The following is a 25,416-nucleotide window of genomic DNA, read 5'->3' as shown; positions in this document are numbered from 1 at the left end:
TTATTTTGGCAAGTCGCGCAAATGAAAACGAAGAAGATATCGTCGAAAACGGTGATGCACCGCTGATTGACCTAAATGATGCGAATGTCAAAAAGCTGCTCGCTAAGGCGAAGCGCCGGGGCTTCCTTACCTATGACGAGCTGAATGCGGCGCTTCCGCAGGATCAGATGTCGTCAGAACAGATTGAAGACGTCATGTCGGCGATTAACGACATGGGCGTTCAAATCGTTGAGAATGACGAAGCCGGTGAAGATGGTGAGGAGGAGCAAGAGGAAGAAGTCGAAACCATCGACAATATTTCCGAAAATGATCCCCGCTCGCTGACGAACACGATCAAGAAAACAGGTACCGGTGAACGCACCGACGACCCCGTCCGCATGTATCTGCGCGAAATGGGCGCGGTTGAATTGTTATCGCGCGAGGGCGAAATTGCCATTGCAAAGCGGATCGAGTCCGGGCGCGACACCATGATCTTGGGCCTATGCGAAAGCCCGATCACGTTCCACGCGATCATTGATTGGTCAAATGCGCTCAACGACGGCGAAATGCAATTGCGCGAAATCCTCGATCTCGACGCCATGCTCTCGAAGGAGCCTGCGCCTGAATCACTCACCGAAGACGGTGAAGAAGAAGGCGACGGTGAAATCAGCGAGAAGACTGCTGGCCCCTCCTATAAAGAGGAAGAAGAAGTCGAAGACGAACCCGCAGCGGCAAGCGACGAAGATGATGATATGACGGAGCGGCGTTCGCGCCCTGTGGAGGAAGAAGAAGAGGACAACACCCTCAGCCTAGCGCAGATGGAAGAGGCTTTGAAGCCCGCCGCGCTTGAGCGGTTTGCCAAGATCACATCATTGTTCAAGAAATTTTCCAACATTCAGCTTGAACGAATGCGCGCGTTGAACGCAGGCGAAGATTTTTCCACGGCCTCGGAAAATAAGTATCACAAATTACGTGAAGAATTAACTGCCGAAGTCGAAAGTGTTCAATTCCATGCGAACAAGATCGAGTATCTGGTAGACCAACTATATTCGTTCAATCGCCGCCTGACTGCCCTGGGTGGCCAAATGCTGCGCTTGGCAGAGCGTCACAAGATACCGCGTAAAGCGTTTCTTGATAGCTATATGGGCCATGAGCTTGACGAAAACTGGCTCACAGATGTGTCGAACATCGACAAGAAATGGACGGCCTTTGCCACCAATGAGGCTGAGAGTGTTGAGCGTGTCCGCAGCGAGATAGCGGACATCGCCGCCAATACCGGCATGTCGCTTGGCGAATTCCGCCGCATCGTGAACATGGTGCAAAAGGGCGAACGTGAAGCGCGTATCGCCAAAAAGGAAATGGTTGAAGCCAATCTGCGCCTCGTGATTTCCATCGCCAAAAAATACACCAACCGCGGCCTTCAGTTCCTTGACCTCATTCAGGAAGGCAATATCGGCCTGATGAAGGCGGTTGATAAATTTGAATATCGCCGAGGCTATAAATTCAGCACATACGCAACATGGTGGATCCGGCAGGCAATCACCCGTTCGATTGCTGACCAAGCACGTACCATTCGTATTCCTGTCCATATGATCGAAACGATCAACAAGCTTGTGCGCACGAGCCGCCAGTTCCTGCACGAACAAGGCCGCGAGCCAACTCCGGAAGAAATGGCCGAGCGGCTTTCTATGCCGCTGGAAAAAGTGCGCAAGGTGATGAAAATTGCCAAGGAGCCAATCAGCCTTGAAACGCCAATTGGTGACGAAGAAGACAGCCATTTGGGCGACTTTATTGAAGATAAAAACGCAGTCATTCCGGTAGATGCAGCGATCCAGGCCAATTTGAAAGAGACTGTCACCCGCGTTCTTGCATCGCTGACGCCGCGTGAAGAACGCGTGCTGCGCATGCGCTTTGGCATCGGAATGAATACCGACCATACGCTTGAGGAAGTTGGCCAACAGTTCAGCGTGACGCGCGAGCGTATTCGCCAGATTGAAGCCAAGGCCTTGCGCAAGCTGAAGCACCCAAGCCGCAGCCGCAAAATGCGCAGCTTCCTAGACCAGTAATCAAACAGACAAAATTGAAAATACGGGCCCTTTCTTGCGTGCAAGATTGGGCCCGGTTTTGTTGCACGTGGCATAATGGGATCGCGCGCATTTTTTTATAACCTATTGCATAACGACAACGGGCAACTTAACGCATTAACTGTTCGATTAACTAACGGGGTACCTCCATGCGCTTTCAAGGCACTGATGATTACGTAGCTACCGATGATTTAAAGGTCGCCGTGAACGCTGCGACAACATTGCGTCGGCCCTTGTTGGTTAAGGGTGAGCCTGGAACGGGTAAAACTGTCTTGGCGTATGAAATAGCGAAAGCGCTCGGTACGCCGCTCATCGAATGGAATATCAAATCCACAACAAAGGCGCATCAGGGCCTTTATGAATATGACGCCGTTGCGCGTCTTCGCGATAGCCAACTTGGCGAGGCGCGCGTGCACGATATCAAAAACTACATCAAAAAAGGTAAGTTGTGGGAGGCATTCACCGCGCCGCAGCTGCCCGTGTTGTTGATCGACGAGATCGACAAAGCCGATATCGAATTTCCTAACGACTTGTTGCAAGAACTCGATCGCATGGAATTCTTCGTTTACGAAACACAGGAAACCATAAAGGCGGTTGAGCGGCCCATCGTTATCATCACGTCAAACAACGAAAAGGAACTGCCCGACGCGTTCCTGCGTCGTTGTTTCTTTCATTACATCAAATTCCCTGATCGCACGACCATGCAAGCGATAATCGATGTCCATTTCCCAGGCATCCAAAAAATGCTCGTTTCGAAAGCTATGGATATTTTTTACGAGGTGCGGGACGTTCCGGGTCTCAAGAAAAAGCCAAGCACCAGCGAGTTGCTAGACTGGTTAAAGCTGTTGCTGCATGAAGATATGCCATTGGACGTGCTTCAGTCACGAGACCCAACAAAGGCCATACCGCCTCTGCATGGCGCGCTGCTTAAGAACGAGCAGGACATCATGCTATTCGAACGCCTTGCATTCATGGCACGCCGTCCAAATAATTAGCATCCGTTCGATTGCGCTGGGGTTATCAATTGCCGCATAACAGCCAGCGCCGCTAGACCGATAACCGCTTAATCGGTCATTTTATACAGGAGCCCGCCGGTGTTTTTTTCATTCATGGAAGAGTTGCGGACAGCGGGTATCTCGGCGTCGCTGAAAGAACATCTGGCATTGCTGGCAGCGCTGGATGCCGACGTAATTGGCCAGAGCCCGGAAGAGTTTTATTATCTCGCCCGCGCGACCCTGGTCAAAGACGAGGCTTTGCTGGACCGATTTGATCAGGTTTTCGGAAAGGTCTTTAAGGGCATATTCACCGAATATGGACAGAATCCCGTCGACGTCCCTGCCGATTGGTTAAAAGCTATCGCCGAAAAATATCTGTCTCCCGAAGAAATGGCGAAGATAGAGAAGATGGGCAGCTGGGACGAGTTGATGGAGACGCTTAAAAAGCGGCTTGAGGAACAGGAAAAGCGCCATCAGGGTGGCAACAAATGGGTCGGCACGGGTGGCACATCGCCTTATGGCAATTCAGGGTACAATCCCGAAGGCGTCCGGATTGGCGGCGAGTCCAAACATAAACGCGCTGTCAAAGTTTGGGACAAGCGCGAGTTTCAAAATCTCGACAACACGAAAGAATTGGGCACGCGCAATATCAAAATAGCAATGCGCCGTCTGCGCCGCTTTGCCCGCGATGGCGCAGTGGAAGAACTGGACATTGATGGCACGATTAACGGGACTGCCCGCCAAGGATGGCTAGATATCAAAATGCGACCCGAGCGCCGCAACGCCATTAAATTGGTTCTGATGCTCGATGTCGGCGGATCAATGGATCCGTTCATCAAATTGTGCGAAGAACTCTTCAGTGCAGCGACGAGTGAATTCAAAAACCTAGAGTTTTTCTATTTTCACAACTGCCCTTATGAGGGCGTTTGGAAAGACAATAAACGCCGGTTTAGCGAACGTACGCAAATGTGGGACCTTCTCCATAAGTTCCCGCATGACTATAAGGTCGTAATGGTGGGCGATGCATCAATGAGCCCTTATGAAATTACCCATCCCGGCGGTTCGGTTGAACATTTCAATGAAGAATCGGGTGCGGTCTGGATGAACCGGATCACCAGTACCTACCCCGCAACGGTTTGGCTGAACCCCGTCCCTGAAAAGCAGTGGGGATATTCGCAATCCACGAAGATCATCAAAGAACTGATGAACGACCGCATGTATCCGCTGACGCTTGAAGGGCTTGATGACGCGATGCGCGAGCTAAGCCGTAAACACGGCCATTAATACAGCAGATATTGGCGGCGTTCTTCGATCCAGCTTTGCTCATCGACCGACGTCGTGGCGTCAAATTCATCGGGCGTACTGTCGGGCGAATCGACCCATTCACGCAACGCTGGTCCGCCATTGATGACATCAATCGCAAGCTTGCCGATTTCATATTCGTACGGAAAGTCGCGCCATAAGTCATAATCGGGGTACAGCCTGCGGATGGCCTTGAACGCCAATGTCTGCAAACGCCAAGGCTGAAACGCCTGATGATCATAGCTCGGGCCATCTGCATGAATATGGACGCCATGGCAAAGCTGATGCACATGCTTGTGAAACGTCGGCTCAAACCAGATTTCTCGCAAGTGGCAACCTTTGAGCCACTGCGGCGCGAAGCTTTGCATTTCAGCGATAACCTTCCGCGCGTCGATGTCTGGTGCACCAAATATCTCAAGCGACCGCGTGGTACCCCTGCCCTCGGACAATGTTGTACCTTCAAGCAGCACAGTGCCGGCATAAGCGCGCGCCATGTTAATATTGGGCGCATTCGGGCTTGGGTTAATCCATAAACGGTCAATTGGCCAACCGAAACCGGGCGCAGCATCCGGCGCATATCCCTCCATGGAAATCACCCAGTAATCCACATCGATATGGTAATGATCAATGAACCAGTGGCCAAGCTCACCCAGCGTCATGCCATGCCGCATAGGTATGGGGCCTGCACCGACAAAACTTTCCCATCCAGAACGCAATGTAAGGCCCTCTACAGGGCGCCCAGCTGGATTTGGCCTGTCAAGTACCCAAACTGTCTTTCCATGCTCTGCAGCAGTCTCCAGCATGTATAGAAGGGTCGTTATAAAGGTATAAATCCGACACCCCAAGTCCTGCAAGTCAATCAAGAGGACATCAAAGGTCTCCATCGATTCAGCCGTTGGGCGGCGTACTTCACCATAGAGGCTGAATACCGGGATGTTGTGAGCAGGATCCATAAAATCCGGCGATTCCATCATATTGTCCTGCTTGTCGCCGCGCAGACCATGCTGCGGCCCAAAAGCGGCGGTCACATTGACGTCACTCAGAGCAGCGAGTGCATCCAACGAATGGGTCAGGTCAGCGGTTACAGAAGCGGGGTGCGCCAGCAAGGCAACGCGCCTGCCCTTCAGTGATGCACGCAGTTCAGGCTCAGCCAAAAGGCGATCAATTCCAAATTTCATGCGCCGCTTCGTGCCTCCAGTTTAAGGGCAAAGCAATCCTTATGATGAAAATCGGGGCTACCAACGGGATGCGCCAATGCCCAATAAGAAATTTCCCCGCTTTTGGTGACGACGACCGCGCTGATCCCTACCCATAGGTCGGCATGCCGCTCTGTGTAAGGCACATAAAGCGTCACGAAAACGGTGAGAACATCAACGCTTTGCGCCATGCTCATGATTGGCGCACGTGTTTCCAATTCAGTCATTCCTGCACGATAACCTGAAAATTGATATGCCGCCCATTGGCCCGAGGGCGCAAAATTATACTCAAGATAGGATTTATCTTCGGAATTTCCCACAAATAATTCAAAACACGTATTTTTCCATAAACCGTCGGCTCGATTTGGTATTGCGCGATCTGCAATTTTTAACGCCTCTAGTGCGCCAGTAACGCGATAGACCAATTTTATTTCTCCGCCTTGCCCAAGCGTGGCAGTGACATCGATAGCTGCGATCCCAACAGCATCGGACTGCGGATGGCACATCAACGAAACCTCGGTCATCGAAATATTGGCCAATGTCGAAACTCCATGCTAGGCGCGGACGCGTTATGACTGCTTATACTTCCGATCTCCTTCGCCTGCTCGATGCACGTGGCTACATTCACCAGACAACGGATGCCACAGCGCTTGACGCATTGGCATCTAAAGAGATTGTGCCAGCCTATATCGGCTTCGACGCGACCGCGCCATCGCTTCATGTCGGCAATCTCGTGTCAATCATGCTGCTGCGCAGATTGCAACAGGCAGGGCATAAGCCAGTGGTCGTCATGGGCGGTGGAACAACGCGGATCGGTGACCCCACGGGCAAGGACGAGGTGCGCAAGATGCTCACCGATGAGACAATCGAGTCGAACATCTCTTCCATCCGCACCGCTTTCGAACGTTTCCTGACATTTGGTGATGGTCCAACGGACGCCGTGATGGTCAACAATCATGATTGGCTTGGACAACTCGGATATATTGAACTGCTGCAACAGGTCGGAACGCATTTCACGATTAACCGTATGCTCACCTTCGATTCGGTGAAGCTGCGGCTTGACCGCGAACAGCCCATGACCTTCCTTGAGTTCAACTACATGATATTGCAGGGATATGACTTCCGTCATCTTAGCAAGACTATGGGGGTACGCCTGCAAATGGGCGGCTCGGACCAGTGGGGCAATATAATCAACGGCATTGAACTCGCCCGCAGAATGGATGGCGCGGAGGTATTTGGTCTGACGACACCGCTCATTACCAAGGCCGATGGTTCCAAGATGGGCAAATCGGTTTCTGGGGCGATATGGCTCAACCGCGAACAATTGCCCGATTATGATTACTGGCAGTTCTGGCGCAACACCGATGACCGAGATGTCGGTCGTTTCCTGCGTTTGTTTACCGATCTGCCGATGGACGAAATTGGACGACTGGAAGCGCTTGATGGTTCGGAAATCAACGCCGCGAAGATTGCCCTCGCCAACGCGGCTACAGAATTATGCCGGGGCACCGACGCTGCAGCACTTGCCGCCGAGACTGCGCGTAAGACATTCGAAGAGGGCGCAAGCGGCGGGGACCTTCCTACTTTTGACGCATCCAGAGATATATCCGTCATTGACGCGTTGGTAGCATTGAACTTTGTTGCATCGAAAAAAGAGGCGCGCCGGATGATTCAGGGCGGCGGTGCGCGCGTCGAAGGAGACGCCGTGACTGACGAAGATGCCATGATCGCGCAGCAGGCTACCCCCGTTAAGATTTCGGCCGGTAAGAAGAAACACGGTTTAATACAATTTATCTAAGTGGCGCTGACTTGCCCACGCGGCAACTTTACTATTTATTCGTAACTTGGGCTTAACCCGATGCTTCAATCAACAAGCAAAGAGGGTTCCACCCATGGCGAAAGCCTCCCCAAATTCGGATGCGGAGTTACGTAGCAAGGCTCGTCATCGTGCAAACCACAAGGTGATTGCGGAGAGCCGGCAGCATGGTGAAAAAACGAGCCATATCGTAAATGTGTCAGCACATGGCTTTATGATCGATGGCAATCCCGGCTATCAGCGCGGGGAGCGTGTTGAACTAAGGTTACCCGTAATTGGTCGGATTGAGGCACTTGTGACGTGGACAGTGGAACAACGTGTGGGGCTGCAGTGTGAACGCGTGTTGCGCTTGCCCGACTTTCTGGCGCTGCTGGATATGATTGGTCCAAAAACCGGCTAACCGCCCCGCAGCGTCGCGACGCCTGCGTCACGTTCAAATAGATATAATGCCATCCGTGCCGCTTGGCCGCGTGCCCCATCAAGACCACCATCACGATCAAGCAACAGCCTTGCGTCATCGGCAGCAACGCCAATCAGCGCGCGCACTTGTTCAGGCGTCGCAACGCGAAAGGGGTTCTCGCCCGACTGTCGTGTACCTAGCAATTCGCCGGCCCCGCGCAGTTTTAAATCTTCCTCAGCGATTCGAAAACCATCATTGGTCTTACGCATTAACGCCAATCGCGCGCGCGCAGTTTCGCCTATGTGTGGACTGCGGACTAGGATACAGGCCGATTTTTCGGACCCTCGGCCAACCCTCCCGCGCAACTGGTGCAATTGCGCAAGGCCAAACCGGTCCGCCGCCTCAATCACCATCAGGCTGGCATTGGGGACATCTACGCCCACTTCGATAACCGTGGTCGCGACAAGCAAGCGTGTTTCGCCGGCAACAAAGCGTTCCATGACAGCGTCTTTCTCGGGCCCGCGCATCCGTCCGTGGACCAATGCGACCTGATCTCCAAAACGCAACCGAAGCTGTTCCGCGCGTTGTTCGGCGGCGGCAAGATCGCTTTTGTCGCTTTCCTCAACCAAAGGGCAAACCCAAAATGCTTGTTTCCCTGCGGAGAGATGACGCGCAACGCCATCGACCAACTCGACAAGTCGGTCTTGAGACATTACGCGGGTTTCCACTGGCGTTCGTCCGGGCGGAAGCTCATCCAAAATCGAGCTATCCATTTCGCCATAAGCCGCAAGCGCAAGGCTACGTGGAATCGGCGTTGCGGTCATTACCAACAAATGTGGCACGCCCCTGCCCTTGCGTGACAGCATCAACCGCTGCGACACGCCAAACCGATGTTGTTCATCAATGACCGCCACCGCAAGGGCCTTATAGGTCACAGCTTCCTGAAATATCGCATGGGTGCCTACAAGTATATGGATGGACCCATCCGCGAGCCCCATCAATGTCGCCTCACGCAAACTGCCTTTTTCCCGCCCAGTCAGGATTGCGATGTTAATCGGGAGCCCTGAAAGCAGTTTTTGTAGGCTGGCATAATGTTGCCGCGCGAGAATTTCGGTGGGCGCTAACATGGCAGACTGCATGCCTGCTTCCACACCGCGCAGCAGCGCCATGAGCGCAACCATCGTCTTGCCCGCACCAACATCGCCCTGGAGCAACCTCAGCATAGGTCGTGACTGCGCCAGATCGCCCTCAATTTCAGCAATGGAACGCTGCTGCGCGCCCGTCAGCGCAAACGGCAGTTGCAGCTTTGACACCAAAGAGCCGTCCCCACGTATCGGCACGGCCGTGCGTTTGTCCATCGCCGCGCGGATCAGCCGCATCGCAAGTTGGTTGCTGAATAGCTCATCATAAGCCAGCCTATCCCGCGCGCCTTGGTCATCCTTGTTGTGCACTAAGTTGATAGATGCGGACCATCCTGACCAACCACGACTGGATAGCAACGTCGGCTCAATCCATTCGGCGAGATCGGGTACGTCCTGAAACGACGCCGCTGCCAATTGCCCCATACGTTTGTTGGTAAGTCCATCGGACAGCGGATAAATAGGCTCGGCAAGGCCCGGCGAGGCGTCGCTGCCAATTGCTACGACATGGTCAGGATGCACCATCTGCAATTCGTCACCATAACGGTCCAGCTTGCCCGAAATGATGCGTTGCTCGCCGACGGGAAGCTGTTTTCGCGCCCAGCCACCATTTCGGCCGAAGAATGTGAGCGTGATATAATTGCCGCCTGAATCAGCGGCAAAAATCCGCAAGGGTGCCCGCGGACTGCTACCAGCCCGATGATCCATGACGGAGACAGTGAGGATGATGTTATTGCCAACATCGGCGACATCCAAGCATGAGACCGCCTTACGATAGGTCCAGCTATTGGGAAAATGATATAATATGTCCTTCACCCGCTCCAGCCCAAGCCGCTCCAACGGCTTGGCAAGACCAGGACCTACCCCTTTTAAGGCACTTACTTCTGCAAATAACGGATTGAGTATATCGGGGCGCATGACTAGGGCCGCTTATAACCCGTAATTCATATTCCACCAGAAGCTTAAAGGATGCATGATATGGACGCTGACCCCTATCGTCGTAAATTGCATTATCGTGCGCACCACCGTGGCACGCGTGAGGCTGACGCCATGGTTGGTGGATTTTTCGACCATCATTCGGCTGAATGGGGACCAGAACAGTTTGAATGGTTTGAGCGGCTGATTGATGAACAGGATGTCGACATCATGGCATGGGCGCTGGGCACAGCAGAACCCGACCCTGCCTTTGCTGGCCCATTGATGGATCTGATGATGCAGCTTGATTTCATTTCGCTCCCTGAAGGGCTTAGCACGCACAAGTCATGATTGACCTGCAGCGGATCATAAACAGCCGCCAAGCACTAACGCTTGCGTCGGTGCCAAACGGCTTTGTGCCCTTGTTGTTGGCCGACCTGACACGGGCGGCAAAAATACGCACGCTGTATATTGCGCCGGATGAATCGGCCATGCGCGCGATAGCAGACGCGACACCCTTTTTCGCGCCCGAACTTGAGATATTGATTCTCCCAGGTTGGGATTGCCTGCCGTATGACCGGGCGTCGCCATCGGTGGCCGTAACCTCACAACGCATGGCAACGTTGCAGGCGCTTCAGCAGCCCGCAAAAAAGAAGCAGCTGGTCGTCACGACCATTGGCGCGGTGATCCAGAAATATGTGACGCCATTTCGCATTCGCCAGACTGGCGAGCGTTTGGCCGCCGGCCGCGAAATAAGCCGCGAACGGCTTGCGTCCTTACTTCAATCCAATGGCTATTTCCGTGTAGATACCGTTGCCGACGCGGGTGAGTTTGCCATCCGCGGCAGCATCGTCGACCTTTTTCCGGCGGGAAGCGAAGTTGGCTTGCGCCTCGATTTCTTCGGCGACGAAATTGAAAGTATTCGCCGTTTCAACCCATCTGACCAGCGCAGCATCGATCAGGTTGAACATTTTGATATCTTGCCCGCCGTCGAAGCATTGATGGATGAGGAGGCTATTAAGCGCTTCCGCACGGGCTATCGCGAACGCTTTGGCGTCACCGCAACGGGCGATCCCCTCTATCAAGCTGTCTCCGAAGGCCGCCGACTGTCGGGCATGGACCATTGGTTGCCTTTGTTCGAAGAGCGGATGGCGACGATATTCGATCATGTTGGTGCAGATGCCCTGATAATCCGCGATAGCGGCGCGATTGCTGCAGGCCAGTCACGGCTCGATGCCATTACCGACTATCACGAAAATCGCGTAAAGGCGCAGGCGGCTGAACCTGGCAGCTATCGCCCCTTGCCGCCTGAAATGCTGTATTTAAGCGGCGATGAACTCGACCAATTATTTGCCGATAACGCTGCGCATCTTTTAACACCCTTTGCGCAGCCAGACTCAGCCAGCATCATCGATTTTGGCATTGGCGCAGCGCGTGACTTCGCGCCAGAGCGGGCGCAAAAAACGAACGTCTATGAAGCCGTAGCTGCCCATCTTAAGTCACTCCACGCATCCAAAACCAAGACAGTGATCGCCAGCTACTCCGTCGGCGCGCGGGAACGCTTAAAGGGGCTGCTGGCGGACCATAAGGCACCAACCATAATCCTGGTCGATAGCTGGCAACAGGCCTTGGGAGTTGCGGCGGGGCAAACCGCAATGGTCGTGCTCCCGCTTGACCATGGCTATACCACGCCAGACCTCGTCGTCCTGAGCGAGCAGGACATGCTGGGCGACCGGTTGGTTCGGCGCCAGAAACGCCGCAAATCCGCTGATGCTTTCTTGGCCGAATTGGCGGCGCTGACCCCAGGCGACCTAGTGGTGCACCAAGACCATGGTATCGGGCGCTATGAAGGGCTAATTTCCATCCCCGTCGGCAACAGCCCGCATGACTGCGTTGCCCTGACCTATGCGGGCGGTGACAAATTATATGTCCCCGTCGAGAATATTGATGTCCTCTCACGCTATGGTTCGGACAGCGAGCATGTCTCGCTTGATAAGTTGGGCGGCGAAGCATGGCAGCGGCGTAAATCGAAGCTTAAAGAACGCATTCGTGCCATCGCGGGTGAATTGCTCAAGACCGCCGCCGAACGTGCCTTGCGGGCAGGCTCGATTATCGAGGTTGATGGCCCTGCTTATGCAAGCTTCGTTGACCGCTTCCCCTATGAGGAAACAGAAGATCAGCTTCGTGTAATTGAAGAAGTACTTCAGGATTTGTCGGCTGGCAAACCAATGGATCGCTTGGTGTGCGGCGATGTTGGATTCGGCAAGACAGAAGTCGCGATGCGCGCGGCCTTTGCAGCGGCCATGGCGGGTCTTCAGGTTGCGATCATTGCCCCGACAACATTATTGGCGCGGCAGCATTATTCGAACTTTGCCGAACGTTTCCGTGACCTGCCGCTACAGCTTGGACGGCTTTCGCGGCTTGTGCCAACTGCAGAGGCCACGAAAACCCGCGAAGGATTGGCCGACGGAACGGTCGACATCGTCATTGGCACGCACGCCGTTCTGGCAAAATCGCTTCAGTTCAAAAGGCTCGGCCTTGTGATCGTGGACGAAGAACAGCGGTTTGGCGTCAATCACAAGGAACAGCTAAAAGCGCTCAAAACCGATGTGCACATGCTCACACTTACCGCGACGCCAATTCCGCGGACGTTGCAGATGGCGATGTCGGGCTTACGCGAACTGTCCGTCATTCAAACCCCGCCAGTCGACCGGCTCGCCGTGCGCACATATGTCATGCCTTGGGACCCAGTCGTGCTGCGTGAGGCGCTCTTGCGCGAACATTATCGCGGCGGGCAAAGCTTTTTCGTCGTGCCCCGCATTACCGACCTTACCGAGATTGAAGAATTTCTGCGTACCGAAATACCTGAAGTGAAATTTGTCACCGCGCACGGCCAAATGTCGCCGACCCAAGTTGAAGAGCGCATGAGCGCTTTCTACGAAAAGCGGTATGACGTGCTGTTGTCGACCACCATCGTCGAAAGCGGTCTCGACATCCCAAGCGCGAACACCTTGATCATTCATCGCGCAGACCGCTTTGGTTTGGCACAATTATATCAGCTGCGCGGGCGCGTAGGCCGGTCGAAAACCCGCGCTTATGCCTATCTCACCCATGAACCCAATCGGGTCCTGACCGAGACAGCTGAGAAACGCCTGAAGGTGCTGGGCGACCTCGACAGTCTGGGCGCGGGCTTCCAACTCGCGAGCCATGATCTCGACATTCGCGGCGCTGGCAATCTGGTAGGCGACGAACAGTCAGGTCATATCAAAGAAGTCGGCTTTGAATTATATCAATCGATGCTTGAAGAAGCGATCTTGGAGGCCCGCGCTGGCGCGCAAGGTCTGGCCAAACCGCGCGGCAGCTTCTCGCCGCAGATCACCATCGACGCACCGATTCTTATTCCGGAGGATTATGTCCCCGACCTGTCGGTCCGCATGGCGCTGTATCGCCGCTTAAACGATCTCGAAGAAGGTCAAGACGTCGAAGGCTTCGCCGCAGAGATGACCGATCGCTTTGGTCCGATCCCCGAACCTACGCAAAATCTGCTCAAACTTATCCAAATCAAGCAAAATGCGCTCATCGCGCAGGTCGCAAAAATCGAAGTCGGCGCGCGCGGGACATTGGTCAGCTTCCATCAGGATACACCGCCCAACGTGACGGGATTACTGGCGTATGTCGACAAGCTTGGCCAAACGGCGAAGCTTCGTCCTGATAGCAAGCTGGTGATCAACCGCATTTGGGGCAACCCTATAGCGCGTCTGAACGGCTGTTTGCAGTTGTCACGCGGCCTCGCCAGTCTGGCGCGCAAATCCAGTTAAACGAGGTTGCGGGCCAGCGCTTCGAAGCTATCCGCCGGCGTTAGGCACCAAATAATCGTCTCCCACCTAAGGTTCATGACGCCCAACGCCCATATTGTCACTGGTTCATGCGGTGGCACCGATTAATTCAGCTTTGCCCGAAAGGCTTTTGCGCTTACATCGCGCAAATGATCGACGGTTTTGGACGCAATATCGACTATTTACGGATATCCGTGACTGACCGGTGCAACTTCCGTTGTACCTATTGCATGCCCGAACAGCAGACTTTTCTGCCGCATCGCGATCTCCTCACTTATGATGAAATCACGGAGTTGGTAGAGCGCTTCATCGCGCATGGCATCCGCAAAATACGACTTACAGGTGGAGAACCACTTGTGCGGCGTGATATTGAAGTCTTGATCGAAGCGCTTGGGCAACATGTAAAGGCAGGGAACCTTGACGAGCTGACGATGACCACAAACGGCAGCCGATTACAGCAATTTGCGCCATTGCTTGCTTCTGCCGGAATGAAACGGATTAATGTCAGCCTCGACACCCTGAAACCCGACGCTTTCCTTCAGATCAGCCGTGGTGGCGACCTTGCAAGTGTGTTGGCTGGCATCCACGCCGCACGGGCGCATGACTTGGACGTCAAAATCAACATGGTCGCGCTTAAGAACGAAAACGAAGACGCGTTATTGCCAATGGCCGATTTTTGTGCCGAAAATGGCTTGGATCTTACGCTTATTGAAACCATGCCTTTGGGTGCCGGCGTATTGGAACGCGAAGAGCGCTACGTTGCGCTGGATGATTTTACTGCACCACTTCGCGCACTATATGACTTTCATCCTTTGGCGCATAAAAGCGCTGGCCCGGCCCGTTACTGGCGCGTAGATACTTTGGGGCTTAGGCTTGGCCTTATTACGCCTATGAGCCACAATTTCTGCGACCATTGCAACCGCATCCGGCTCACCACCGATGGTAAGATTTACATGTGCCTTGGCTCGGAACTACACGTCGACCTTCGCAAGGCGCTGCGCGATGGCGTGCCATCTGATGTCGATCATTTGCTTCAGACGGCATTGCGTCTTAAACCCCAACGTCATGAATTTGAAAGCCAGCTTGCGCAGCCCGGATTGCGGCTCGCACGCCATATGAACGCAACAGGTGGATGACCCAATTTATGCAGCTTGCCATTATTTCATCGGCAACCCCGCAAGCGCGCGAGGCAGAGGCGCTATTACGCGGAGTTCATGATTTCGTGCCACTCGACAGCGCCGACGCGGTTATCGTGCTTGGTGGTGACGGTCACATGCTTCAGGTGCTGCACCAGTTACTGGAAGTCCGGCGCGATATTCCTGCTTATGGCATGAACCGTGGTACCATCGGCTTTTTAATGAACGGATGGGACTTGCAAGATCTACCGAGCCGGCTTCAGCGCGCCAAGTCTTTTTCGGTCCGACCGTTAACGAACGAGATTACGACAATCAGCGGACAGAAGTTTACCTTACCCGCCATTAACGAGGTGTCTCTGTTGCGCGAAACGCGTCAGGCGGCAAAGCTTGAAATCTCCGTCAATGATAGGGCTGTCATTCCCGAACTGATCTGCGACGGCATTTTGGTTTCGACGCCCGCTGGTTCAACCGCGTACAATCTATCGGCGAACGGGCCTATATTGCCGCTTGATTCCTCGCTGCTGGCGTTAACGCCTATAAGCCCGTTTCGTCCCCGCCGTTGGAAAGGTGCCATTTTGCCGGATCGCTATGTTATCCGGATTAATATCTTGGAGGCCAGCAAAAGGCCGGTAAGCGCCGTGGCGGACCAACGCGAAATCCGCGATATCGCCCAGATCGAAGTAGCCTTGGACCGCAGCCGCGCGCTTACATTATTGTTCGATCCCGAACACGCCCTTGATGACCGCATTGCGATGGAACAATTTATTGTCTGAACCGGCAATGGGCGCTTGCCAAAAGCAAAAAAGCGCTGCTATACGCGCGCCTCTGCCCGAGTTTATCGGGCTATTCCCTGGTAGCTCAGTGGTAGAGCAGTTGACTGTTAATCAATTGGTCGGGGGTTCGAATCCCTCCCGGGGAGCCATTTTTTCAATACCTTACGGGTTGATTTAGTTTGGCATGTTAATCTCAGGGTAACAAACTGGGTAACAGTTCAAACTTTCTACTCCAACAAATCCTCCGACGGGTGCGGCTTAGCGGGTAGTTGGTCCATCAGGGTAATATTGATAATCCCGCGTTCCTTTGGATAGGTCCAACCGCATAAACCCCGCCAGACAATCCACGCGAGCGAGTTGCCTTCACCTTGCCAGCTAAGTTTCCCAACGCGGTCGGGGTCAAAGGTAATAATGGCGAATCGTTTGCGTTGCATACTCTGTAATTGGAACGAATGTAGAACATTGGCAAGCAGGTCCTTAATCGGTTGTTACTCTAGCTTGGCAAAAATAACTCCGGTTCGCCTGATAAAAATGATCGTAATCGGCGTTGAAGCGAATGGCTGCAATTTGGCTGCGAGCGGTCCGACAGCTTTGCGCCCAATGTAAGTCATTCCAGCTCCCGCCAGATGCCGCTGAAAGCTGACATTGAATAAACTGTACCTGCAAGTAGGAATATCAAAAATCTTTACCAGCCGCATTCAAAACCGTTACCGCACTTTTCGAAAGCTCGTTCAGCTGGAGCGTTGGTGGCTGTCTTACACCCACCCACAATTGTAAAGACGCCGAAAGCGAATGCATTCGGTCTACCAAAGGGAGCTTACTTACCCTCCGCGCTCGAAGAGTTTTGCGGTCGTTGTAGAAAAAAAGACAGAGCCTCCTTTTTAAACTCTTCTGTCAATCGTGATGGCCTTGCTACGTTGGACACCGCAAACGCATATGTGTGCGTAATGGAAGGGATGAAGGGTCTGGTAACTAACGGGGCCTGAATATAGGGCCGGACAAGCAAGTCGTTGAGGATAGCTAATCCGTTTCCGCGCCCAGCAAGCGCGCATGCCGAACCATGGGTGTGGGTCTCTATGGCAACGACCGGTTTTAAGCCATATGAAGCAAACGCTGCGTCAACTTGCGCGCGCCAATACCCCCCCGCCCCCAAAAGAATTAATGGGTGAAGCCCTATGTCATTGGGCGATATGCTGGCATATTTAGCAAGCGGATGATCCTCTCGCATAACGCACAGCGATCCGCTGGTAACTATCTCATCTAACTCAAGATCGGTCTCGTCCGTTGGCAATTTGACGAATCCACAATCTACATAACGCATAGCGATCATGGATCGCGCGGTGCCGACGCTTCGCGAATCAATGCTGAACTCTACGCCCGGGAAGCGATCACGAAAACGTGAAACAATGTCGGGCAACACGCCTTCGGCAAAGCTGGGCGGTGCAACGACACGTATTGTTCCCGCTGAATAACCCGCAATGTCACGCACCAGACTGTTAAAGCGATCAAGGCTGGCCAACGTCAGGTCGACTTCTTGCATTAACTTTGTTCCATCCGCTGTTGGAACGAGTTTGCCGCGGTCTCGATAGAAAAGGTCAAATCCAACCTTGGTCTCTAACTGTGAAATCAGCTTACTGACCGCAGGCTGGGAGAGAGACAACTGCTTGGCGGCTGCAGTTGCCGACCCGGTGTGCATGATTTCCGCAAAAACACGAAGCGAACGAAAACTTACTTCTTTGTCAGCTTGGCCAACTTCAGATCTAACCGGTTTACGCATTGCTACCTAGTAGCAGGGATTACAGGAATGTAGATAGTGGATGGATGCAGTTTGCCAACATGCACGCTGTTATGCGCTATGCATGGCGTTAAGCCCTCCACACGCCAGTCGGTATTGGGGTTAATATCAAAATGCGGGAAATTACTGCTCGCAACCTCAATCCGAAGGCGATGGCCGGCACAAAACGCATTGCTCATTGGGAAAGAAGGAATGCTGATTTGGTAAACCGCGCCGATTTCCATCGGTTCCGGCTGTTCAAAAGAGTCCCGAAACCGCATTCTTAGGATGCCGTGCGCAATGTTGAGCGCATAGCCTTCGGGATAGCTGTCGCTCGGTGGATACACATCAACGACTTTGATCGTGAAATCAGTATCGACTGCGCTCGAACTGACAAACAAATCTGCAACAACCTGACCTGTGACATTCAGGTCTTCCGTCAGGACATCGGTTTCAAATATCAAGATGTCCGGCCGATCGGACAGCGCACGAAAAGGGGGGCTGGATTTGAAGACATCAGGCCTTTCGCGCTGGTCAAAGCCTCCTGCCTCCATAACCGGTGCACCCGAAGCAATAGGCCCGCCGATAGTCGGCACCGGATCATAAGGGTCGCTGATATAAGTGAACTGATGCGACTGGAGTGGCGAGGCTTCAGCCAAAGATGCATCTGGCTGTATATAAAAGGAGTGTATAGTCGTTTCAGCCAAAGGCCAGCTTTCGGCGATCTGCCATCGGCCACCATGGTCGAGCCGTCCGCTGGGCAAACGACAGCCTGATCCACCACCCATTTGGAAAAAGTACACAGAATGCGGAAGTGGTTCGCTACCCACAGCATTAAGGTGAAAATCAAACCATTTTGCACGCAGCGCGACATAATCACCAAATTGCGCATCAAACGTCGAGACTTCTCCGAAATCGACGTCGCCTGCAAAAGTCACCGACCTTTTGCCGTGTGTCCACGGACCCATGATAAGTTTGATTGGCCCCACTTTGCGTGCAGACAATTCCGTAAAGTTCTCGATGGCTGTCAAAGCATATGGGTCATACCAACTCGACATATGCACCATGGGTACATCTGCGAATGTGTCATATGCCCCTCGCGCGTAAATACCGCTCTGTTTCCAGAAGTCCGTAAAGGTCTCGTTTTTCCACTGCTCCAAAATGAAATCTTCATATTCAGGCGCTGCACTGATCGGTGAATGCCCCTTGCGCCATCGTTCCACGCTAAGCCAATCTCGGATGTCCGCCTTCTCCAGCGCACTACGTCGTGCAGGATCTGCATCAGATTCGGGTGAGAGCAGTGCGTGCTTCATTGCCCAGGTTAGTTGTTTTAGTTCGTACGCACCACCCTGTCGGATCCCGCTATGATATGCACTTGAGAAACCGCCTGAGTCCAAGAACATTGCGCGAAGGCCATTGGGATCTAAACTTGCTAACGCAGCCTGCACATGTGCGCCATATGATAAGCCCAAAGTGCCAACCTTACCGTTGCACCAAGGCTGCTTGATGATCCAGTCTATGGTGTCTGCTCCGTCTTGGGCCTCGCACAAATATTTCTGGAAAACGCCTTCGGACCGATACCGGCCGCGGCAATCTTGGAGGATGAATGCATATCCTCTTTCCGCAAACTTCTTTGCGATCTCGGGCTTTGACAGTGGTCTGGGGTCACGAATGCTAAAGTCAGAATGGTTGGTCCCCAGCTTGTCATATGGCGTTCGTTCTAAAAGAACCGAGGTCGGCTTCGTGTGATCAGCGTCAGGAAGATAGATATCGGTTGCAAGGCGCGTTCCATCTCGCATTTTGACCATGACATTTGATAAAATGGTGACGCTCACGATATCGCTCACCGCGGTGCCAGCTGGAGGGTTGAAGGCGCGCTTGGGCCTACAGGCAATTCCAAGCCCGTCCAGATACCAACGAGGCACAAGCCAACCAGGCCGATCGCCATTGAAAAAGGCAGCATCAAAGCGATGAGCGATCCAACACCAAAATCCTTGTTCCACCGTTGCGCCAAAACCATCACAAGGACGAAGTTTGAGGCTACTGGCGTGACGATGTTGAAGATTGAGTCGCCCATTCGATATGCAGCCGTTGTCATTTCCGGCGATATTCCGAGCAGCATAAGCATGGGCACTACAATCGGCGCCATCGCCGTCCATTTTGCTGACGCCGATCCGATCAAAAGGTCAAAAACTGAAGACATCAACAGCAACAGGATCAGTAGCATGGGTGTCGATAGCTCAAGGGTGCGCAACCAGTTAGCACCATTGATTGCTATGACGGGTCCCAGGTTCGACCAACTGAACATGGCAATAAAATGCGCTGCAAAAAAAGCGATCACTAGAAATGGGGCGAGTGTTGCTAATCCTTCACTCATCATTCGCACAACATCGCGGTGTGATTTGACGGTGCCTACGGTTGCGCCATAAACCCAGCCGCTGCCAAAAAACAGCAGCATGAACCCTGCGACGAGGGCAGCATAAAACGGCTGCATCCGGGCAGGTCCTCGGGCTGTTGCATCCAAAAGTGGCGCGTAATTGGGTATTGTTACCAAAAGGGTGAACAGGGCAGCCAAGCATAAGGCAAACAACCCGGCATACATCAGGCCCCGGCGGTCGGCGACAGGATTAGCAACCTGTGTTCTGTCTTCCCCTGGTGCATTACCGGTCCATGTTCCAAGGCGTGGTTCAACGATACGGTCGTTTACGAACCATGCGATCGGCACTAAGATTATCCCCAACGCTGCGGTAAACCACCAATTTCCAAGAGGATTCAAACTGTGATCGGGTACTAGCAGTGTTGTTGCTGATTTGGTAATTCCCAGCATCAAAACGTCAAATTGCCCCGGCACGAGATTTGCTGCAAAGGCGCCCGAAATGCCGGCGTAGGCGATTGCCATACCGGCAAGTGGGTGCCTTCCTGCTGATGCAAAAATAATTGCTGATAAGGGAATAAGCACGACGTAGGCTGCATCAGCTGCATGGTGTGAAAACAGGCCAATCAAAAAGATAGCTGGGCTCAGAAATCGGACCGGTATGTTGCGCATGGCGCGCGACATAAGCGCAGCGAACAGACCAGACCGCTCGGCTACCGCAGCGCCTAACATCACAACCAGAATTAAGCCTAATGGTGGGAAATGTGCCATCGTGTCCGGCATTTCTGTGAGCAGTTTTCGGATATTGTCTGCGGACAGAAGGCTTTTTGCGACGACAGATTCTCCGGTTAATGGATTTACAGCCTGCCACTGCACGTAGCTTGCTGCAACTGACGCGCACATCAGGGTAGCAATCAGACCAAGGAATATGAATACGGGGTCGGGTAAGGCATTGCCCCAACGCTCAACCCTATTGAGCCAACTGCGTGCACCGATGTCCGCTGGCATTTTTCTAATATCCTATAACCTTGATACGAGCGGCGAGATCGCCCGGCCGTAGCTTATCATGCTGCGGCCGGGATCACCTCATTCACATTTTTATGTTGAAGCCCGCGTAAATAAACCGGCCGCGCGCATCATATGTATAAATATCATAGTTGATGGGCGCATTTGCATATGAGGCGGGCGGAGCCTTGTCGAAGACGTTGTTCACACCGATGGTGAAGCGTGCTGCATCGTCGGCGACGACGAAGCCCATTTCGAAATCCGTGTACACTATAGCTTTGGTCTTGCTGTTCTTCACCGTATTTACGGCATCTGACGAAGATCCAATATACCGCGCACGTAGTGTCGCATCGACTGAATCGCCGGTCCAGCCAAGCGACGTTTGGCCCTTCCAATGCGGATAGGTCGAACGCGGTGCGTCGCCTTTACCTGCACGCTCATCGACGATGGGTACCCCTCCTGCTGGGTCAGGCGCAGTCGTTTTGAAAGAGTTTAGGTAAGACGCATCGACAACTGCCGAAATACGGCCAGCGTTGGTATTGAAATCATAGCGTAGCGTCGCATCAACGCCGTCGGTTTCGATCGAATTCAAATTCTGTGCGCCCTGAAGCAATTCGAGGATCGCCCCCGTGCCTGTATCTCGACGCACAAGGTCACAAAAGACGTCCCCGCGTGCAGCACATAACTGCAAGATTTGCGTCGCTGATTGAGATGCGATGGCGTTGCTAATCTCAATTTTATAATAATCTACTGTTAGTGACAGGCCGGGTATGCTGTCAGGCGAAATAGCAACGCCTGCGCTGAACGTGTCTGCAGTTTCAGGTTTAAGCGATGTATTTCCGCTGATTACGCCCGGTATCAAGCCATTTAGGTTGAAGTTGGCTTGATTGTAACCTGCGGGGACGCCTGCGCATCCGGGTCGTGACGCATTCACACTAGCGCCGCCATTGCACGGATCGGCACCTTGAAAGCTGGTTTGACGGGCACCTTGATAAAGCTCGAGTATGGAGGGTGCTCGGAACCCTTGTGAATAGGTTCCCCTGAACAAAATGTCCTGAATTGGGCGATACCCGAGACCTGCCTTTAGCGTCACTTTGCTTCCGACAGTTGAATAGTCGGAATAACGTCCAGCAAGGCTTAGCTCCAAACTCTCAGCCAAGGGCTGATCACGCAGCAAAGGTACATTCAACTCTGCATATCCCTCGTGCAGATCATAGCTTCCGACAGTGGTCGTCCGCGTTTGCGAAGTGGTAGACGTGTATTGCGAAGACAAAAAACGTGATGGCGCATTGACGAATGCATCTGGCGCATCGAACCCGCGGTTCTGGCGGTATTCGTAGCCGACAGCCAAGGCTAATGGGCCGGCTGGTAACTCAAACAGATTGCCGGTGACGTTAAAAGCCGCGTTGTAAAGTTCTGTTCGGTTATATTCGCGCGTAGTGTAACGAACATAAGCCGCCTGTGCTTCTGTCATCGGTGAGAACAAGTTTATGGGGACGCAGCCAGACGTTGCTGCACAGGTTGTAGGTGAACCAAGGCCTAAAAACAGATTGTCATAATTGATGCCATTTTCCGCCATGGTATCGATGCTGTTGCGCGAATAGGAACCAAAAACGTCCCAGCGCCATTCACCCGCACCAATCATGAAAGTACCATCGAGGCCAAGCGATAGCCGCACGGTCTCAACATCCTGCGAATTGTTTCTGTTGCCGACGTCAGTCATTACCTTACGGATCCGCCAAGCACTATTTGACGCGAAGGCCAGAGCATTCGCCGTTGGAACACCGTTTGTTGTGCCAAACGGATTAAATACTTGATTGTTAGGAATAGAAAATCCGCGAACCGTTCCCGCGCTTCCACCAACGTCAAGCAGCACCGGTGAGAATAGCTGACTGGACTTGCGACGGTTGTATATGCCCTCGAGCCGAAGGGCGACTTCGTCGGTCAGTTCATAATCGAACTTTCCGTAAATGCCGAAGCGTTCGGAAGGACCAGTTGAATAAATGCCCTGAGCCTGCGTGTTGAAAAAATCGCCGGGCAACGCACCGGGGCGAAATGCGTTATCTGCTAAATTTCCAGACCCAATCGCAGTGTTGATGTAAACTGCAGGACTTGCACTGCTCGCAAAGCCGGAAGGCGTTCCAAAATACGTGTTGTTGGAGAGACCTGGCAATATGAAAAGCCCATTCGGGCTGGTTCCAAGGGCAGTCTGGGGAACCAAAGTCAATGTTGTTAGCGCGCGCGCATCTGTACGAATGGGCCGTGATTTAAAATAGCTGCCGGACAGAACAATTGATGCTCGTTCCCATGTCTTGCCACCTGTAAGTACGCTCGACAATTCAGCGCCGTCATTGTGGCTGGTGACGCCTGCACGGACAGACCCCCGCAATCCATCAAAGGGCTGAACAGTTTTGATATTAACGACACCCGCTATGGCGTCGGCGCCGTAGATAGCAGAAGCACCATCTTTGAGCACCTCGATGCCATCAATCATGCCCTGTGGCATTGTGTTAAGGTCGACGAAGTCACGGAATCCGCGTTGGCCAACTCCATCTACCCAACGGTGTCCATCCACCAGAACAAGGACCCGATTGCCGCTGCCTTCACCACCACCGAGATAGCGGAGATTGATCGAGCTCGCGCCGTAGGAGGTTCCTTGCGTACCGTTCGAATTGAGGCTGACACCCGCGGATGGAAGTTTCTGCAGCAACTCGCCTACCGATGACGTCCCTGATTTAGCAATGTCGTCAGAAGTAAGCGTCAGCACCGGTCCAACAGAGTCTGCATCTCTTCTGTTGATACGCGAACCTGTAACAATGATGTCCTCGGCCACTGCTTCGGCTTCAGCTGCGGGCGCCTCGTCGGTCTGTGCCGAGAGCATAGTTGGCCACGCTAACGCTGCCAGGCTGATACCAGCTGCGATCATTATTTTTGAAGGACGGCGCGTTTTTGCTGAGCGATCAGATTTCATGATAGAATATTCCCCATTTACGGTCACGATTAGGCAATAGCGGCGAGGCATAATATAAAAAAGCTTATGACCCGACGGAATATGGTCATAACAAACTTGCATGACCTTGCGATTTTTTTTGCTCGCTTTTGTATGATGGTGTGACGGAGGTGCTAATGACCTTGCCAATTATGTCTCATTCTCGACGCCAATTTTTGGGCGCAGGTATATCAGTGACTTTTCTGCCCGTCGCTGCATCGGCGATGAAATCGAAGCGCCCAGTGCGTATTTCTTTGCTAGGCCAATCGCTCATCAAGACCGATATTCGCGCCATCGGTTGGCAGCATGGCGCAACTTTTCGCAAGTTGCTACGCGGTCAGGACGCCGTCTTCACTGACCTAGAAACCGTGATATCCGGGCCTTTAGCTGGCAGATCTACGCGCCCTGCCAATAGCGAAGTGCTTCATGTAGGTGATCCCTCAGTTATAGACTGCTTGACCTCGTTGGGCGTGAACCTTTTTGCTACCTCCAACAATCACGCATGGGATTTAAACACGGGTGGGATTATGTCGACTATCCAAGCTTTAGATGAACGCGGCCTAAGTTTCGCGGGCACCGGCCGGGATCTCGCTGCCGCAAGTAGGCCTGCATTCCTGAAAGGACGCGGAACAGTCGCGCTTGTCGCTGCAGCGTCAGGCGCGATCCGCGATGGATCTGCGGCAACTATAACGCGTCCCGGCGTCAATGAGCTCGCTCGCGGGCCTGACGGTGCGCTTACACCATCAGATGTAGAGCGTTACCTCGCTGCCATTCGTATTGCTGCGAGCACCGGCGCAGCGGTAATTGCGTACTTGCATAATCATCATTGGGAAAAACAAAAGTCTGATACCCCTATATGGCAGCGCGCTTTAGCGAAAGCTGCCATTGATGCAGGGGCATGCACTTTCGTTGCCCATGGTGTGCCAGAATTACAAGGTATCGAGTATTACAAAGGTGCGCCTCTGTTCCACGGACTATCCTCATTTATATTTCAATCGGAAAAGGCAGACGACGCCTACGGACCCGAGGCATGGCAATCCTTAGTTGCTGACCTCCAAATTGAAAATGGCCGGGTGACGCAAGCAAAATTATGGCCTGTCCAACTTGATTACAGCGGCCTCATTTATAACGGACGTCGCGTACGCGGCAGTCCAGCGCTGGCCGAAGGAAATGGTGCCGAAATCATCCTAGGGCGCGTAAGAATGTTAAGTGAACGACTTGGCGACACCGTAAGCCTTAAATCAATGGCGAGGCCTCGCCAGAATGGGGTTGTCCTCTCGATGGCGGGAAAATAGCGCAAGATTTTCGTATAAATTAAGACTATTCTGACAGAATATAGCATACTGATGAGTCTGATTTTGCATCCAGAAACCGCGATTGTTATTCCTCGACATATGCTGGCGATCTCTAAACAGTTCTATCTACGTTGCTACTGAGTTACTGAAACGCACGTCTGCAGTGTTCAGCTACAATGGCAAAAGCAGACCTTCCGCTCTCGGCCCAAATTCGGCCATTTGCGATGACCTTTACAAATCATGGCTTTCGGGATTCTCTTGGTGCGCTCTGGACGTCGTCAATTGGGCCTATTCTGTTGAAAAACTCGCCTGTAGTGACGATTGTTAGGCGGTCTGGAATGCAGGCGCGCGGGCTTACATTCCGGATCAGGCGGGTGCGGGGCTCGGCATCGGGATCACCTTGGCCAT

The 25,416-nt window shown here is 53.1% G+C and carries 18 protein-coding genes and 1 tRNA gene; 11 read left to right on the top strand and 8 right to left on the bottom strand.

The genetic code is table 11. The features are described 5' to 3' along the window. The first annotated feature begins 5 nt into the window (after positions 1-5). From rpoD to ACIQ2T_RS02435, 3 genes are all read left to right on the top strand, one after another. A complete protein-coding gene (gene rpoD / locus ACIQ2T_RS02445) occupies positions 6-2,045 on the top strand; it encodes an RNA polymerase sigma factor RpoD (protein ID WP_397589420.1) in 2,040 nt (679 codons plus the stop codon). 167 nt (positions 2,046-2,212) lie between these two features. Continuing rightward, the gene (locus ACIQ2T_RS02440; protein ID WP_315470767.1) at positions 2,213-3,058 is read left to right on the top strand and encodes a MoxR family ATPase; all 846 of its coding nucleotides are present in this window, start codon (positions 2,213-2,215) and stop codon (positions 3,056-3,058) included. Positions 3,059-3,157: 99 nt separating this feature from the next. Continuing rightward, on the top strand, positions 3,158-4,342 hold the full coding sequence (locus tag ACIQ2T_RS02435; RefSeq protein ID WP_397589419.1) for a VWA domain-containing protein: 1,185 nt from the start codon (positions 3,158-3,160) through the stop codon (positions 4,340-4,342). On the opposite strand, the gene ACIQ2T_RS02430 is transcribed toward ACIQ2T_RS02435, so the two are convergent. After that, positions 4,339-5,538 (bottom strand): exo-beta-N-acetylmuramidase NamZ domain-containing protein, encoded by a 1,200-nt coding sequence (locus ACIQ2T_RS02430; RefSeq protein WP_397589418.1) that lies wholly within the window; start codon positions 5,536-5,538, stop codon positions 4,339-4,341. The two genes, ACIQ2T_RS02435 and ACIQ2T_RS02430, sit on opposite strands and share 4 nt — an antisense overlap. Further along, positions 5,535-6,095 (bottom strand): DOMON-like domain-containing protein, encoded by a 561-nt coding sequence (locus ACIQ2T_RS02425; protein ID WP_397589417.1) that lies wholly within the window; start codon positions 6,093-6,095, stop codon positions 5,535-5,537. Before ACIQ2T_RS02425 ends, ACIQ2T_RS02430 begins: the two co-directional genes overlap by 4 nt. 32 nt (positions 6,096-6,127) lie before the next feature. Between ACIQ2T_RS02425 and tyrS the strand changes: the two genes are divergently transcribed. Together tyrS and ACIQ2T_RS02415 are read left to right on the top strand one after the other, a co-directional pair. Further along, positions 6,128-7,354, top strand: a complete 1,227-nt coding sequence (gene tyrS, locus ACIQ2T_RS02420) for a tyrosine--tRNA ligase (protein ID WP_397589416.1) — start codon at positions 6,128-6,130, stop codon at positions 7,352-7,354. A 94-nt stretch (positions 7,355-7,448) separates the two neighbouring features. Further along, complete coding sequence (locus ACIQ2T_RS02415; protein ID WP_397589415.1) at positions 7,449-7,772, top strand: PilZ domain-containing protein; 324 nt, start codon at positions 7,449-7,451, stop codon at positions 7,770-7,772. On the opposite strand, the gene recG is transcribed toward ACIQ2T_RS02415, so the two are convergent. Then, on the bottom strand, positions 7,769-9,829 hold the full coding sequence (gene recG, locus ACIQ2T_RS02410; protein ID WP_397589414.1) for an ATP-dependent DNA helicase RecG: 2,061 nt from the start codon (positions 9,827-9,829) through the stop codon (positions 7,769-7,771). The two genes, ACIQ2T_RS02415 and recG, sit on opposite strands and share 4 nt — an antisense overlap. Before the next feature lie 60 nt (positions 9,830-9,889). On the opposite strand from recG, the gene ACIQ2T_RS02405 reads away from it, so the two are divergent. The 5 genes from ACIQ2T_RS02405 to ACIQ2T_RS02385 all read left to right on the top strand — a co-directional run bounded on the left by ACIQ2T_RS02405 (position 9,890) and on the right by ACIQ2T_RS02385 (position 15,720). Then, a complete protein-coding gene (locus tag ACIQ2T_RS02405) occupies positions 9,890-10,177 on the top strand; it encodes a succinate dehydrogenase assembly factor 2 (protein WP_315471305.1) in 288 nt (95 codons plus the stop codon). Next, a complete protein-coding gene (gene mfd, locus ACIQ2T_RS02400) occupies positions 10,174-13,644 on the top strand; it encodes a transcription-repair coupling factor (protein ID WP_397589413.1) in 3,471 nt (1,156 codons plus the stop codon). Before ACIQ2T_RS02405 ends, mfd begins: the two co-directional genes overlap by 4 nt. A 167-nt stretch (positions 13,645-13,811) precedes the next feature. Beyond that, positions 13,812-14,798, top strand: a complete 987-nt coding sequence (gene moaA, locus ACIQ2T_RS02395) for a GTP 3',8-cyclase MoaA (RefSeq protein ID WP_397589412.1) — start codon at positions 13,812-13,814, stop codon at positions 14,796-14,798. Continuing rightward, positions 14,795-15,571 carry an NAD kinase gene (locus tag ACIQ2T_RS02390; RefSeq protein WP_315471302.1) on the top strand — a complete coding sequence of 259 codons (777 nt, stop codon included), beginning with the start codon at positions 14,795-14,797 and terminating at the stop codon, positions 15,569-15,571. The genes moaA and ACIQ2T_RS02390 overlap by 4 nt, the downstream gene beginning before the upstream one ends. Before the next feature lie 74 nt (positions 15,572-15,645). Then, positions 15,646-15,720: transfer RNA gene (locus tag ACIQ2T_RS02385), tRNA-Asn, on the top strand. A gap of 78 nt (positions 15,721-15,798) precedes the next feature. Here ACIQ2T_RS02385 and ACIQ2T_RS02380 read toward each other — a convergent pair. From ACIQ2T_RS02380 to ACIQ2T_RS02360, 5 genes are all read right to left on the bottom strand, one after another. After that, positions 15,799-16,005: a hypothetical protein gene (locus ACIQ2T_RS02380; RefSeq protein WP_397589411.1), complete on the bottom strand. Its 207-nt coding sequence runs from the start codon at positions 16,003-16,005 to the stop codon at positions 15,799-15,801. A 383-nt stretch (positions 16,006-16,388) separates the two neighbouring features. After that, on the bottom strand, positions 16,389-17,348 hold the full coding sequence (locus ACIQ2T_RS02375; RefSeq protein WP_397589410.1) for a LysR family transcriptional regulator: 960 nt from the start codon (positions 17,346-17,348) through the stop codon (positions 16,389-16,391). Positions 17,349-17,350: 2 nt separating this feature from the next. Then, the gene (locus tag ACIQ2T_RS02370) at positions 17,351-19,180 is read right to left on the bottom strand and encodes a CocE/NonD family hydrolase (protein WP_397589409.1); all 1,830 of its coding nucleotides are present in this window, start codon (positions 19,178-19,180) and stop codon (positions 17,351-17,353) included. Between the two features lie 8 nt (positions 19,181-19,188). Continuing rightward, on the bottom strand, positions 19,189-20,727 hold the full coding sequence (locus ACIQ2T_RS02365; protein WP_397589408.1) for an AbgT family transporter: 1,539 nt from the start codon (positions 20,725-20,727) through the stop codon (positions 19,189-19,191). Between the two features lie 82 nt (positions 20,728-20,809). Next, positions 20,810-23,695, bottom strand: coding sequence for a TonB-dependent receptor (locus ACIQ2T_RS02360; RefSeq protein WP_397589407.1), 2,886 nt, complete (start codon positions 23,693-23,695; stop codon positions 20,810-20,812). A 155-nt stretch (positions 23,696-23,850) separates the two neighbouring features. Here ACIQ2T_RS02360 and ACIQ2T_RS02355 point away from each other — a divergent pair, with 155 nt between their 5' ends. Beyond that, positions 23,851-25,008, top strand: a complete 1,158-nt coding sequence (locus ACIQ2T_RS02355) for a CapA family protein (protein ID WP_397589406.1) — start codon at positions 23,851-23,853, stop codon at positions 25,006-25,008. Positions 25,009-25,416 lie beyond the last annotated feature (408 nt).

Origin of the sequence: Sphingorhabdus sp. (assembly GCF_044357595.1) — a bacterium.
Taxonomy (GTDB): domain Bacteria; phylum Pseudomonadota; class Alphaproteobacteria; order Sphingomonadales; family Sphingomonadaceae; genus Sphingorhabdus_B.
This window is presented reverse-complemented; position numbering and strand designations above follow the sequence as displayed.

Bases quoted from the DNA above. Each gene is read 5' to 3' on its own strand.
- ACIQ2T_RS02355 (WP_397589406.1), top strand. From the start codon at position 23,851: ATGACCTTGCCAATTATGTCTCATTCTCGACGCCAATTTTTGGGCGCA.
- ACIQ2T_RS02440 (WP_315470767.1), top strand. From the start codon at position 2,213: ATGCGCTTTCAAGGCACTGATGATTACGTAGCTACCGATGATTTAAAG.
- moaA (WP_397589412.1), top strand. From the start codon at position 13,812: ATGATCGACGGTTTTGGACGCAATATCGACTATTTACGGATATCCGTG.
- ACIQ2T_RS02405 (WP_315471305.1), top strand. From the start codon at position 9,890: ATGGACGCTGACCCCTATCGTCGTAAATTGCATTATCGTGCGCACCAC.
- ACIQ2T_RS02375 (WP_397589410.1), bottom strand. From the start codon at position 17,348: ATGCGTAAACCGGTTAGATCTGAAGTTGGCCAAGCTGACAAAGAAGTA.
- ACIQ2T_RS02430 (WP_397589418.1), bottom strand. From the start codon at position 5,538: ATGAAATTTGGAATTGATCGCCTTTTGGCTGAGCCTGAACTGCGTGCA.
- tyrS (WP_397589416.1), top strand. From the start codon at position 6,128: ATGACTGCTTATACTTCCGATCTCCTTCGCCTGCTCGATGCACGTGGC.
- recG (WP_397589414.1), bottom strand. From the start codon at position 9,829: ATGCGCCCCGATATACTCAATCCGTTATTTGCAGAAGTAAGTGCCTTA.
- ACIQ2T_RS02380 (WP_397589411.1), bottom strand. From the start codon at position 16,005: ATGCAACGCAAACGATTCGCCATTATTACCTTTGACCCCGACCGCGTT.
- ACIQ2T_RS02360 (WP_397589407.1), bottom strand. From the start codon at position 23,695: ATGAAATCTGATCGCTCAGCAAAAACGCGCCGTCCTTCAAAAATAATG.
- ACIQ2T_RS02415 (WP_397589415.1), top strand. From the start codon at position 7,449: ATGGCGAAAGCCTCCCCAAATTCGGATGCGGAGTTACGTAGCAAGGCT.
- ACIQ2T_RS02390 (WP_315471302.1), top strand. From the start codon at position 14,795: ATGACCCAATTTATGCAGCTTGCCATTATTTCATCGGCAACCCCGCAA.
- ACIQ2T_RS02365 (WP_397589408.1), bottom strand. From the start codon at position 20,727: ATGCCAGCGGACATCGGTGCACGCAGTTGGCTCAATAGGGTTGAGCGT.
- mfd (WP_397589413.1), top strand. From the start codon at position 10,174: ATGATTGACCTGCAGCGGATCATAAACAGCCGCCAAGCACTAACGCTT.